This window comes from Flavobacterium sp. KH_035 (genome assembly GCF_057839565.1).
In genome coordinates, this window is the sequence record NZ_CM174492.1 from 4,575,599 (window position 1) to 4,588,563 (window position 12,965).

Annotated in this window: 14 protein-coding genes, 1 tRNA gene and 1 pseudogene; 6 read left to right on the forward strand and 10 right to left on the reverse strand. The window is 34.6% G+C overall.

The features are described from left to right. Positions 1-102 precede the first annotated feature (102 nt). The 6 genes from AC3IS6_RS18680 to AC3IS6_RS18705 form a co-directional block, all read right to left on the reverse strand. A complete protein-coding gene (locus AC3IS6_RS18680) occupies positions 103-1,566 on the reverse strand; it encodes an AAA family ATPase (protein ID WP_489161605.1) in 1,464 nt (487 codons plus the stop codon). Positions 1,567-1,921: 355 nt separating this feature from the next. After that, the gene (locus AC3IS6_RS18685; RefSeq protein ID WP_263361150.1) at positions 1,922-3,040 is read right to left on the reverse strand and encodes a vWA domain-containing protein; all 1,119 of its coding nucleotides are present in this window, start codon (positions 3,038-3,040) and stop codon (positions 1,922-1,924) included. 106 nt (positions 3,041-3,146) lie between these two features. Continuing rightward, complete coding sequence (locus tag AC3IS6_RS18690; RefSeq protein WP_489161607.1) at positions 3,147-3,545, reverse strand: YchJ family protein; 399 nt, start codon at positions 3,543-3,545, stop codon at positions 3,147-3,149. Further along, positions 3,517-3,747, reverse strand: coding sequence for a hypothetical protein (locus AC3IS6_RS18695; protein WP_173967418.1), 231 nt, complete (start codon positions 3,745-3,747; stop codon positions 3,517-3,519). The genes AC3IS6_RS18690 and AC3IS6_RS18695 overlap by 29 nt, the downstream gene beginning before the upstream one ends. A 101-nt stretch (positions 3,748-3,848) precedes the next feature. Beyond that, complete coding sequence (locus AC3IS6_RS18700) at positions 3,849-3,992, reverse strand: hypothetical protein (protein WP_173967417.1); 144 nt, start codon at positions 3,990-3,992, stop codon at positions 3,849-3,851. Then, positions 3,992-4,534, reverse strand: coding sequence for a hypothetical protein (locus AC3IS6_RS18705; protein ID WP_489161609.1), 543 nt, complete (start codon positions 4,532-4,534; stop codon positions 3,992-3,994). The genes AC3IS6_RS18700 and AC3IS6_RS18705 overlap by 1 nt, the downstream gene beginning before the upstream one ends. A gap of 87 nt (positions 4,535-4,621) precedes the next feature. Between AC3IS6_RS18705 and AC3IS6_RS18710 the strand changes: the two genes are divergently transcribed. From AC3IS6_RS18710 to AC3IS6_RS18735, 6 genes and pseudogenes are all read left to right on the forward strand, one after another. Continuing rightward, complete coding sequence (locus tag AC3IS6_RS18710; RefSeq protein ID WP_173967415.1) at positions 4,622-4,873, forward strand: hypothetical protein; 252 nt, start codon at positions 4,622-4,624, stop codon at positions 4,871-4,873. Positions 4,874-5,206: 333 nt separating this feature from the next. Then, positions 5,207-5,647, forward strand: a complete 441-nt coding sequence (locus AC3IS6_RS18715) for a KTSC domain-containing protein (protein WP_017495548.1) — start codon at positions 5,207-5,209, stop codon at positions 5,645-5,647. A 259-nt stretch (positions 5,648-5,906) separates the two neighbouring features. Continuing rightward, positions 5,907-6,668 (forward strand): DUF4369 domain-containing protein, encoded by a 762-nt coding sequence (locus tag AC3IS6_RS18720; RefSeq protein ID WP_489161611.1) that lies wholly within the window; start codon positions 5,907-5,909, stop codon positions 6,666-6,668. 18 nt (positions 6,669-6,686) lie between these two features. After that, positions 6,687-7,073: pseudogene (locus tag AC3IS6_RS18725) on the forward strand (peroxiredoxin family protein); the annotation flags it as partial. A 595-nt stretch (positions 7,074-7,668) separates the two neighbouring features. After that, a tRNA-Tyr gene (locus AC3IS6_RS18730) sits at positions 7,669-7,752 on the forward strand. Positions 7,753-8,041: 289 nt separating this feature from the next. Further along, positions 8,042-9,349: a site-specific integrase gene (locus AC3IS6_RS18735; RefSeq protein ID WP_489161613.1), complete on the forward strand. Its 1,308-nt coding sequence runs from the start codon at positions 8,042-8,044 to the stop codon at positions 9,347-9,349. Between the two features lie 41 nt (positions 9,350-9,390). Here AC3IS6_RS18735 and AC3IS6_RS18740 read toward each other — a convergent pair whose 3' ends face one another. The 4 genes from AC3IS6_RS18740 to istA form a co-directional block, all read right to left on the reverse strand. Then, positions 9,391-9,711 carry a hypothetical protein gene (locus AC3IS6_RS18740; RefSeq protein WP_489161614.1) on the reverse strand — a complete coding sequence of 107 codons (321 nt, stop codon included), beginning with the start codon at positions 9,709-9,711 and terminating at the stop codon, positions 9,391-9,393. Continuing rightward, complete coding sequence (locus AC3IS6_RS18745; RefSeq protein WP_489161616.1) at positions 9,701-9,973, reverse strand: DNA-binding protein; 273 nt, start codon at positions 9,971-9,973, stop codon at positions 9,701-9,703. The genes AC3IS6_RS18740 and AC3IS6_RS18745 overlap by 11 nt, the downstream gene beginning before the upstream one ends. Before the next feature lie 233 nt (positions 9,974-10,206). Beyond that, positions 10,207-10,944, reverse strand: a complete 738-nt coding sequence (gene istB / locus AC3IS6_RS18750; RefSeq protein WP_489159528.1) for an IS21-like element helper ATPase IstB — start codon at positions 10,942-10,944, stop codon at positions 10,207-10,209. Between the two features lie 16 nt (positions 10,945-10,960). Continuing rightward, a complete protein-coding gene (istA, locus tag AC3IS6_RS18755) occupies positions 10,961-12,508 on the reverse strand; it encodes an IS21 family transposase (protein WP_489159527.1) in 1,548 nt (515 codons plus the stop codon). Between the last annotated feature and the right edge of the window lie 457 nt (positions 12,509-12,965).

Genomic DNA, 12,965 nt, shown 5'->3' on the forward strand with positions numbered 1-12,965 from the left:
GAGCAAGGTAGAGGAAATAAAACTGGTAATGGGCTTTTTACAAAATAATAAACCCTACAAGTTTCTGCATACCTGTAGGGCTTGTAAAAAATAGAGTATAAACTACAATTTACTGATATAACTTCCGTACATATCTTTAAACTGATGTCCTTTTGCAAAACGATCTTTGCTCAGTTTTCTATATTCAACCAATCCCCACAGAATAAATTCTTTCATGAAATACTGATCTTTTTTATCCAATTGAGGCTGGTATTTTTTTATTAAAGTATCTAATGGTGTTACTTCATCTAAAATGCTCTGATACTCCGCGTCTGAAGCATCGTCTAACAGTTCGAAACCGCTTTCGGCAAAAAACCACTCGATTACATCTGAATAAGGTGTCTTTTCTCCAGGCTTTTCCAGCTTTTCAATTTTAGGAAGAAGTGTTGGGAATAAAGTTCTGATGGCTAAACCAATTAAGTTTTGTGCCACTACAGCAGCTCCCTCCTGCTCTCCTTCATAAACCAATTCTACTTTTCCGGTTATTGCTGGAATGATCCCGACAAAGTCAGACAAACGTAAAGTTGTTTTTTCTACACCCGCTTTTAAGGCACGACGTTCTGCCGTACTCATTAAATTCTCAAAGGCCGTAATACTCATTCTCGCGCTTACACCACTTTTATTGTCGATATATTCACTCTCCCTTGCTTCAAAACTAATTTGTTCTAAAATATCTTTGGCAAGACCCGGTACGTAAACCAGTCTATGTTGTGTTTCATCCAATTTTGCTTCTTGCTCTGTAATGGCTCTTGCAATGGCAATACTTTCAGGATAATGCGTAAGGATCTGTGAACCGATCCTGTCTTTTAACGGGGTAACGATGCTTCCTCTATTGGTATAATCTTCCGGATTTGCCGTAAAGATAAACTGCATGTCCAGTGGCATTCTCAATTTAAAACCTCTAATCTGAATATCACCTTCCTGCAAAATATTAAAGAGTGCCACCTGAATTCTAGCCTGTAAATCAGGCAATTCGTTAATCACAAAAATGCAGCGGTTTGCTCTTGGAATCATCCCGAAATGAATCACGCGATCGTCTGCATAAGACAGCTTTAAATTAGCTGCTTTTATAGGATCAACATCACCAATTAAATCAGCAACTGTAACATCTGGCGTGGCTAGCTTTTCGAAAAAACGCTCATTTCTGTGCAACCATGAAATTGGAGTATCATCGCCTTTTTCAGCAATTAAATCTTTTGCAAAACGTGAAATTGGGTTTAACGGATCATCGTTAATTTCAGATCCTGTAACAAACGGAATGTATTCGTCCAGCAATTCAACCATCTTACGAGCCAGACGTGTTTTTGCCTGACCACGAAGTCCTAATAAATTGATGTTGTGACGGGATAAAATAGCGCGTTCCAATTCCGGAATCACAGTATTCTCAAAACCATGAACGCCTTCAAAAACAGGTTTCCCCGATTTGATTTTCTCCCGAAGGTTATTTCGCAATTCATCTTTGATACTAATACTTTTATATCCTGTGGCTTTTAATTGGCCTAATGTGTTTGTATTTTTTATTTCCATGTTGTTAATTTAAAAATTGAAAGATTTAATGATTTAAAAATTCAATTTATTTTTTATTATCTCTTTTTAGACTAAACCCAAACAATATATTTTCACAGTAAACAGACGCACTGCTGTTCACCTCTAGACTGAAAACTGAGACTGAAAACTATCTAACACGTTTCTTCCTATTCGTTTCGTAATCTTCAAAAATTATCTCTCCCAGTCCTTTTAAATTTAAAAATTGAAAGATTTAATGATTTAAAAATTCAATTTATTTTTTATTATCTCTTTTTAGGCCAAACCCAAACAATATATTTTCACAGTAAACAGATGCTCTGCTGTTTGCCTCTAGACTGAAAACTGAGACTGAAAACTATCTAACACGTTTCTTCCTATTCGTTTCGTAATCTTCAAAAATCATTTCTCCTAAACCTTTTAATCCGGTGTAAAATGCTTTTCCCTGATTGGCTTCGGTAAAATGATTGACAAAACGCTGCAAATACGGATCGTTTGCAATCATAAAGGTGGTAATCGGAATGTGCAGTTTTCTGGCTTGTTGTGCTTGCGTATAACATTTATCAACGATATATTCGTCGAGTCCGTTACTATTCATATAATAGGAACCATCCCGCTCCCTCACGCAGCTTGGTTTTCCATCGGTAATCATAAAAATTTGCTTGTTGGTATTTCGTTTTCGACGCAAAATATCCATTGCCAATTGAAGTCCGGCAACCGTATTGGTGTGATAAGGGCCAACCTGCAGATAAGGCAAATCTTTAATAGGAATAGTCCAGGCATCATTTCCAAAGACCAAAATATCAAGTGTATCCTTTGGATAACGTGTTGTGATAAGTTCTGCCAAAGCCATAGCAACTTTTTTTGCCGGTGTAATCCGGTCTTCCCCATACAGAATCATACTGTGGCTGATGTCGATCATCAAAACAGTACTCATCTGGGCTTTGTACTGTGTTTCTTCTACTACCAAATCATTCTCGGTTAGCATGAAACTTTCAACACCATTATTAATCTGGGCATTTCGCAGACTTTCTGTTAACGAAATTCGTTCTAAACCATCTCCAAAACTAAACTCCCTAAATTCTCCTGTATGTTCGTCTCCATTTCCGGCATGTTTTGTTTTATGGTTACCACTTCCGGAACGTTTTAGATTGCCAAAAATCTGATCCAAAGCTTGTTGCCTGATAGCACGTTCTGTTTTGGCAGTAATCCCAAAACCTCCACTTCCATCAGGTTTAACTTCGTCTTTTATGTAACCTTTCTTTTTTAAATCTTCGATAAAATCATCGATCGTGTAGTTTTCGTCTGTTAGCTTGTATTCTTTGTCTAACTCCCGAAGCCAGTTTATAGCTTCGTCGAAATCACCCGAAGTGTGGGTGATTAGCTCTTTGAAAATACCAAAAAGCTTTTCAAAAGGAGACTGAAACGGGGCTTCATACGTCTTAAAATAAAAACCCTTTTTAATTTCATTTTTCATAATTCTAAAATTACGCTATTTTAGAATTATGAAAAAAGAAACAGTTATTAATTTTTAGTTAAAAAATTTGAATAAAATCACCTAAATTTAGCGAGAAGCTTAGTAATTATTCAAACTTTCCATCCAGATAATACCAGACATTATTTTCGAATTTAAACGTCGAAAATTCATAATGTATCTGAGGTTTATGATCTGAATCCAGAAAATAAGCTTTAAACTCAACCGTATTTTGGGAATGACTTAAAATTTCCAGTTTTTGCCAGCTGTTACTGGTGGCCCAATTTAAAATCTCTGCTTTTGAATAATACTTTCTTTCCGAAACAGCGGTGGTTTCTAAAAGATAATCCACATTATGCGTAGCATAAGCAGAGTAACGCGAACGCATTAACGCTAAAGCTGTTGGGGCTTTCTGATCGCTTTCCAGATACAAACCACAACAGTCTTCAAAACCTAATCCGGTATCGCAAAAGCACTTGTTACTCTCCATCAACCTGCTCTTCTCCATTAATTTTCACATGCAGTTGATTCAGAAGCACCTGATATCTGCTGATTTCTCTCAGGTCCTCATCTTCTTCGGCATGGTCCAGCATCTCATCTAAAACTTCATTTACTTCCAACAATTTGTTATTGGCTTCTCTATTGTTTTTTGCAGCAATTAAATCTATAATTTCCTGTACACTTATTTTTAAATCTTCGAATTTACTCATATCTGTTGTTCTATTTTTTTATTTCAGGTTTCAAGTTTCAGGTTTCAAGTTTCAAGTTTCAGGTTCTAGGTTACTATAAAAACTTGAAACCTGAAACTTTTTTATTCCTCTTTACTCTCGTTAAACTTTTTAATAATTTCTTTTAGCTTTTCTTTACGTGCAATTTCAGCCTGTTTTACTTTGTTTTGGGCTTTGTGCAATTTGTCGTTGTGCTTTTTGATGTTCCTTTCGTTGTTGCGTCCCATTATATTTCTCTTTTAATTTCTTCTAAAGTTTTCTCGGTGTAAATCAATTCGTTGATAATTTGTTTCCTCAACTCCTCTATATCCTCATAATCAAAGTGTTTTGCCCATGAAGTCAATTGTTGCAGATTCCGAACCTGCTTGATGCGTTTGGTTGTTTCAAAACTGGTTCTTAAAACAGGTTTCCCATCGTATTTTGGGTTTTTCCTGTGCTGATAGGTTACCTTATTATTATCAAAATCGGCTTCAATATAATAGAGTTTTTCTTCGGCATTATCAGGATGAAATTCGTTCCAGGCCGCAAAACCTATTTTTGTTTTCGAAGGTGTTTCCGGCTCCATAGCCACCAAACGCCATTTACTGTTAGCTAGTCTTCCCCAGTGATTCGACACTCTGTACATTCCCACTTCTGTATAATAATAGGTACTTCCGGCTTTGCTTTCAAACTGTTTCTTTAAACCTTCAATTTCATTTGAAAGCACTTCATGAAAAACACAAAAGGTATTTTTAAACGAATTAGGATGTGGCTTGAAGTTTTTTTGCATGTGCAAATATACTGAGATTGTCACGAACTCCCTAAAACAAAGATAAATTGATTAACTTTGTACCTTCAATTTTAAAATAAGAAAGTCATGTCTAAAGATTCACACGAAAAAATGTTGCAAAAAGGAGTTTATACCGGCATCATAGAAAAAGATGAAAACAACAACTATTTTTGCGGTGAGTACCTTTTAGATTATAAAATCGCGCATTCGAACTTCAACATCGGCGATTGGATTACGATTAAATCTATTATCGAAAATCCAAGCGATATTAGCTATGATAAATACCCTAAGAAGTCTAAGAACTTTGATAAAGCCAATAACAAGCCCGAAAATAAATAAAGGAAAATCACCCCGATAGGTGTGAAAAATCTCACGCCTAACCATTATATGCTTAATACAACGCAAAGTATACAAAGTTTTCTTCTTTGTAAACTTTGCGTTTTTTATTCCTGCACCTAGATAAAAAAATAAGCATTTGGGATAAAATGTATCTATTTCAGACTTCAGATATCATTTAACGCCTAATACTTAACCGCTAAACCTTTATTTTTTTGATTATTTTTTCGATCAAATCTAAAAAGTTAAAAAAAAGTGTACCTTTGCAAAAAATTTGTCGTTTTGAAGTAAAAAACACTCATTTCAAACTAATAGACAAGAAGTTACCTTTTATTTATGAAAAAAATAGTTGAATACCGCAAGTTACTAAACGTAGACAAAACTGCTGAATTAAAAGATTTAAAAACAATCTATCGTAATGCGATGAAAGAATCTCATCCTGATAAATTTCAAGGTGATGATGCTGGTTTAAAAGCGGCAGAAGAAAAAAGTAAAGCTATTATTGAGGCTTATCACTTCTTGGTAAGTATTAATCCTGAAACGATTAAACTTAATTTACCAGAATACACTGAAACGATTTCGACTTGTTCAATTACTGATTATAAATTTGTTGAAGGTCGTTTGATTATCGATTTCTCTAATGGAAGCGTTTACGAATACATTAGCGTTCCTAAAGCGACTTATGTTAAAATGGTAAATGCCGATTCTCCTGGAAGATTTGCAAAAAGACACATTTTGAATTCTTTCACATGGAGAAAGAAAACAAATCAAGAATAGATTTATACCAAAATATTTACAAAAGCACTCTCTCAAAAGAGTGCTTTTTTTATGCATAAAAATTAAAAAAAGCGTTATTTATTTTCATAATAACAATATAATTAAGAGTTTTAAATCAAATCAAGCCAGTAAACACACTGATTACATGAGAATTAAACCTGAAAAAACTATAACAAAATTTTAGGTTCCAAAATTCTTTAAGTTTTATAATTTTAGATACTTTTGTTGCACAAATCAATTAACTAATTAATTTTTTATAATGAAAAAAATACTTTTTTTACTAACTGCTTCTGTAGCGATTATTTCATGCAGCAAAGTTAAAGACGGAGAATACCTAATTACAGGAACTGCAACAGGTATCGAAAATGGAAAAACAATCATTCTTCAAGGTCAGGATCCAACAACAAAAATGGCTGTATCTCTTGATACGGTAAAAGTTGAAAACGGAAAATTTGAAATAAAAGGAAAAGTAACTGAACCAGCTTTCCACACTTTAATTGTTCAGGGAGCTAACGGTCCTATTCCTTTCATTTTAGAAACTGGAGAAATCACTGTTGCAGTTGACAAAGACAGTATCCACAAATCTAAAATTTCTGGAACTTACAACAATGACGAGTACGTAAAATTCAATGAGGACATGACTAAAACTCAAAAAAGTTTAGTTGACTTCCAAAAGAAAAACACTCAAAAAATGCAACAAGCTCAACAAGCACAAGATACAGCAACTATCAACGGCTTGATGAAACAATACATGACACTTCAAACAGAAGTTCAGGAAAATTCTAAAAAGAAATATTTAGCTTACGCTGAAACTCACCCAAAAGCGTTTATCTCTGCTTTAATCATCCAAAGTATGATTAACGACCCAAGCACTGATATCAAAAAAGCTGAAGGTTTATACAACTCTTTAGACGAGTCTTTAAAAAACTCTTCTCCAGGTAAAGAAATCAAAACAAAATTAGGACAAATGAAGAATCCTGCAGTTGGTGCATCAGCAGCTCCTGTTGGAAGCCCTAAATGAAGAGCAGATTTTTCAGCTCCTAATCCGGAAGGAAAAGTAGTTTCGCTTAAAGAAAGTTTAGGCAAAGTAACTATCGTTGATTTCTGGGCATCATGGTGCGGACCATGTAGAAAAGAAAATCCTAACGTTGTAGCTATTTACAAAGAACTACACGCTAAAGGTTTAAATATTATTGGAGTCTCATTAGACAAAGAAGCTGCTGCCTGGAAAGAAGCTATCGCAAAAGATGGATTAGTCTGGACACAAGTTTCAAATTTAAAATTTTGGGACGAACCAATTGCAAAACAATACGGAGTAGAATCTATTCCGGCAACTTTTATACTTGATGCGTCAGGAAAAGTAGTTGCTCAGGACTTAAGAGGTCCTGAATTAAAAGCAAAAATAGTAGAGCTTTTAGCCAAATAATAGCCCTACACTGCGTAAACAAAAAAATCTCCCTAGTGGAGATTTTTTTGTTTATACTCCACCCCTAAAATTCAAACCTTCATTCACAAAGACAAATTATTGAAGAGAAGAAATTAAAGTAAAACCTATAAAGGAAAATTACCCGCATTTGCTGTAAAAACTCCTTTTTTTGACACCACAACCAGAATTTAAATTTTTTAACGCTTAGATCCGGAAAAAATAATATTGATAAAGAAACTTAACCTGAAAACATGAGCAAGCTTATTTTTCTTGAGATAAGTCAATTGCTAAAGAATATGAGATAGATTTATTTCGTATTGTTTTCCCCGATACCTCAGGAAAAATGCCTGCTATACACTTAATCGCTCTAAATGCAAGGCTAAAAAACCACAACAAACAAAAAAGAATAATCCTACTTTTTAAAACAAACTCCAAAAACATCTAAAAAAGGTATTTTTTATTTTATTCAATTCCAACGAATTAAAAAATAACTTTAAGATAACTTAAAATTAAGTTCCTTTTTTGTTTGTAAACATCGAAAACGTTCCTATATTTGCAACCGCTTAGAACAACAAAGCGCAACAATACAAGCTTCGGGGAGATACTCAAGCGGCCAACGAGGGCAGACTGTAAATCTGCTGTGTGAACTTCGCAGGTTCGAATCCTGCTCTCCCCACCAAAAGGGTAAAAGAAGTAAAAAGGTCACTTTTTCAATCTTTTCAAAAACCCATAAAAAACGTGGTAAAACCTGCAAATCCTAGGATTCGCAGGTTTTTTGCTTTTAAGACAGTTTTCAAACTTTGTAAAAACACTCAAAAGTTTTGTGGCAAAATCGTGGCAAAACTTAGAGGTAAAAAATTTTGCCACAAAATAGTACTTAAACACCTATAAACACAGGGGTTAAAGAGGTTAACGACTTGTTTTTTTGATGCTATAATTCTACATTTATTAATCTAAAAAGTTGAATTATGTTAGAGAGCAGCTTTGGGTTGGCTTTTTTTCTAAAAAGCCCCCACAAAGGAAGTAAAATTAGAGCGGTTTATCTTAGAATAACCGTAGATGGAATTCCAAAGGAAACATCCACCAAAAGAAAATGGGACAGCACCCGCTGGGACCAAAAAACCGAAAGAGCAATCGGTACAAAAGAAGATGCAAAATCCCTTAACTTCTTTTTGGATTCACTGATTTTAAAAGTCAATGAATACAAAACAGAGATTATGTACAGCGGAAAACCCATAACTTCAGAAAAAGTTATGGATTACGTTCTGGGAAAAATTACCCCAAGGGTTAAACTGCTGGAGGAATTTCAAAAGCACAATGATGAAATGCGCACGCTACTAGGCAAAGGATATGCACAAGGAACGCTTGACCGCTTTACTATTACGAAAAACCATTTAACAGCCTTTATTAAATTCAAATTTAATAAGACAGACCTTGAATTTACAGATTTGAATCTCGAATTCATAAAGGACTTTGAGTTTTACCTTAGAACAGTCCGAAATTGCAGCAACAATACAACACTTAAATACATTGCCAATTTCAAAAAGATTGTCATTCGAGCAATCGATAAGGAAATAATCTTAAAAGACCCTTTTAAGAACTTTAAAGGACGTAAAACCAAAATGGTAAAAAAACCCCTTACGACGCAGGAGTTATATGAATTGGAAAGACATTATTTCACCACAGACAGACTCAATGTAGTGAGAGATGTATTTGTGTTCCAATGTTACACTGGACTGGCGTACATTGACGCTTATCAGTTGAGACGGGCAGATATTAAAGACGGAATTGACGGTAACTTATGGATCATGTCTGAGAGACAGAAAACAAATTCGCCCACGAATGTCCCACTCCTACCTCAGGCACTTAAAATAATTGAGAAGTATAAAGATCACCCGATTTGTGTGCAACGTGGCACAGTGTTGCCAGTTTCTTCCAACCAGAAAATGAACGAGTATCTTAAAGAAATCGCAATTCTATGTGGTTTCCCTTTTACACTTAACACTCATATGGCACGCCGGACTTTTGGAAGTACAGTTACATTAAACAATAATGTCCCTATCAATGTTGTTAAAGAAATGCTTGGCCATTCGTCTGTCAAACAAACCGAAGCCTATGCTATAACAGAACAGGCAACAATTGGAAGAGAAATGTCATTACTTAAAAAAAAGTTAAACAAACATGCTCCTAAGATATCCAAAACGGACATCGCTGTACTTAGCAGATTAGAAAAAGAAATACAAGCCATTAAAAAGAAGTATAACATTTCTTCTTGATCTGTAATTTCAAAATGTTTTCAAACTGAAAAGAGGTTATCTCAAATATTTTGAGATAACCTCTTCTTGCATAATTTTACTTCACTTTTATATCCTGGATGGTAAGACGGCGTGTATTTAATGTATCCTAAATCCTGAAGCTGTTTAAAGTATTTATGATAAGTCGGCAGCGTGTTCACATGCGACAACTGCATAATCTTGCTGCGACTGACTTTTATCCTCTTTCTCTCCCCTTGCCTATACCCCAATCCCAGTATCGCTGTCAAAATTGACAGATGCCAGACATTAAGCGTAGGATCATTAATGTACATTGACAAGTAACCCATAATCTGCTTTTCTTTTAATCCATTATTATTTTTCATCTTCAAAAAGTTTTTGAAGATCTTCTCGGTTATAATAATAGGATCCAAGAACCTTCTTAAAACGCACTTTATGGGATATTCTAAGATTCTGGACTGAACCGGCAGAAATATCAAGCAATCTTCTGACCGCCCTGCTTTTAAGCCATTGAGGTTCCACAGATTCATTCTGACTGCAATTCAATTGCATGAATATTTGTTGCATTTTATCCTGCAGAAGAAGCCCAAATTGTCTTAAATCTTCTTTTGTAATATTTTCATCCATAACAATCATCATTTAAATAAAATGCATATGCAACAATTTGGCACAACAAGAAAATATCTTTTCTTACCTTTTTTGCAAATTCCGGTTATATTGATCACCCCATTCCGTTTTAAAGTGAGCACCTTATTCCAGTTCAAAATGACCACCTAATTCCGGAGCAAAATGACCACCTCCGTTTTGATTAAAAACTATATTTTTTCATCTGTTAATTAGTATTCAAATATAATAAAATATCACTCTTTGTTTATTCCTCTTTTCTTTCTCATGGATTCTCCATGTAATTCAAGCCTATGAGATTGGTGTATAAGTCTGTCTAATATTGCATCGGCTATCGTTTTTTCTCCAATTATATCATACCAGCCTTGAACCGGGATTTGTGATGTCACGATTATAGAGCCGTTATTATGCCTGTCTTCTATGATCTCCAAAAGAGTAATTCGGTTATGGCTGTCAAGTGCCTGGAGTCCAAAATCATCAAGTATGATAACATCCTGTCTTTGTATTTTGGTAAGTTCCCGCAGATAAGTGCCATCTGCTTTAGCCATTTTTAGTCTAGCAAACAATTTTGAGGTATTAAAACAACTTACCTTAAAACCCTGTATACAAGCTTGATAACCTAATGCGGTACCTAAATAACTTTTACCGACACCGGTGCTTCCAGTGATTAAAATGTTTTCATTTTTCTCTATAAATTCGCATTCTGCCAGACGCAGTACCATGTTTCTGTCCAGATTACGTGATACATCAAAATTGATACTTTCAATATTTGATTTGTAATGGAATTTGGCATTAGTGATACTTCGTTCAATACGACGATTGTACCTTTCATCCCATTCTGCATCAATAATCATCGATACAAACTGGTCAAGGGTATAATGATCTGTTTTTCCGCTTTCAATGGCTGTTTTAAAAGCATTAAACATGCCATAAAGCTTCATTTGTTTCATTTTGGTTACTGTGGATTCATTCATTTTTTCAAGATTTAATTTAGTTATAATAGTGTTTTCCTCTTATATTACTGTGATCGGGAAGTTCTTGCTCAGGTTCTTGATCAAAATCAATATGATCCAAGTTGTTTTCTAAAATATTTTGTATGGTCTTAAAATTGTAAATTTTAAAATCAAGTGCCCGCCTGCAGGCATTTATTAATCGCTGTCTGCCTACCTTTTTTTCAAAATTCAGTATTCCTAAACAACTTTTATAAGCCTGTTCTGGATGATTTCTGCTTTCGATTATCTGTATTATATATTCTCCCACTGACTCATCAATATTATTAGCCCATTCAATGAAGCGGGCAGCACTCCATTGGGCTACAAATTGATGTGTACTGGCTAAATGCTCAGGGGTTGTTGTATAGACATAAGGTTTGTAGTTTCTTGGATGTACAGCTATTCGATTGTATTTAAAATAAATCTCTACCGTTGATTTGGTATATAACAGCTTTGCTTTCTTTTTTACATATTGATACGGAACGCTGTAATAGTTTTTGTCCTGGCTTAATTGAACATGACCGTTTTGCATTACTGTTGCAAAAGATTGGTATTTAATTTCAAAACGATCTTGTGGCAGTGGACGCAGTTTTTCTTTCTCGTCTTCTAAAAATAATTCAAAGCGGGAATAAGGGCGTCCTGTTAGTTTTCTGTTATTATGAGAGTCAAGTAAATCCCAGATCTGCTGATTTAATTCTTCCAGAGAAAAGAATTTGGTTTCTTTTATGGTTACATAAATCCTTCGATATAATATCTTAACAGCTCCTTCAACTAATGATTTGTCTCTGGGCCTGTAAGCTCTGGCAGGTAAAATTGTAGTTTCGTAATGTTCTGCTAAATCAGCCAGGGTTTCATTGATTGTCGGTTCAAAACGACTGCTTTTTATTACTGCAGATTTTAAATTATCCGGAACAATGGCAGCAGGAGTACCTTCAAAAAAGCGCATGGCATTCTCTACTGAGTCAACAAAGTTTTCCTTTTGCTGGCTCATGGAAGCTTCAGCATACGTGTATTGGCTAGCGCCTAATATTGCTACAAAAAATTGTACTTCTTTGACTTCTCCGGTATCTATATCAATAATTGAGAGTGTCTTTCCGGCATAATCAACATACATTTTATCACCAGCCTTATGGTTCATATGCATGACCGGATTGACTCGCTTGCCCCATATATTGTAATGATAATGAAATTGTGAAGTTCGATAACCATCAGGATTTACAGCAATATATTGTTCCCACATATGCTGTACGGTAACGCCAACTTTTTTTAGTTCACGTTCCATTTTAGGAAAAAAATCATAAAGTGTCTGTAATCTCGGGCTAATGGCCTCTACACTAGTCTGGGAGAATAAAAGTTCCAGCTCTGCATCGGTTTTTTGGTCGATTAATTCTAAGCTTAATCCGAGAACTTCAAATAAGGAAATATATTTCTTTACCGTATTTCTTGAAAGGGATAAGTAGCTACTTATAAATAACTTACTCTTTCCATTACAATAGAATTTAATTACTTTTCTAATTTTACTCATGTCTGTTATTTTGTTTGCCATAATCCGTATATTTTTAACGAATGTATGGTTCTAACAACATGAAAAAATGAATAGTTTTTAATCGTTAATTAACCACAAAACCTGGTGGTCAATTTGCTCCGGAATCAGGTGGTCAGTTTGCTCCGGAACGGGTGGTCAATTTACTCCGGAATTAGGTGGTCAAATTGACCGGTTTTTCCAATAAGCCAAAAAATCTTTTTATTGATTTGAAATATTAATTGAGTTTTCTTTATTTCATTTTACCCAGATAAACCTCTTACTCATAACTCAAAATCTGTAATCCAGCAAATATTTAAGTGTGGAGTTGATCACTTTTTGATACAAAATTTAAGACTCTCTTCCTTATAGATTTCAAAAACACCAGAACTAAACTACTTATATTTAGATATTAAAAAAAAACTGAATGTAATTTTGGATATGCAAACAAAAAATGGAGTCCAAGTTAGGAGATAAACTG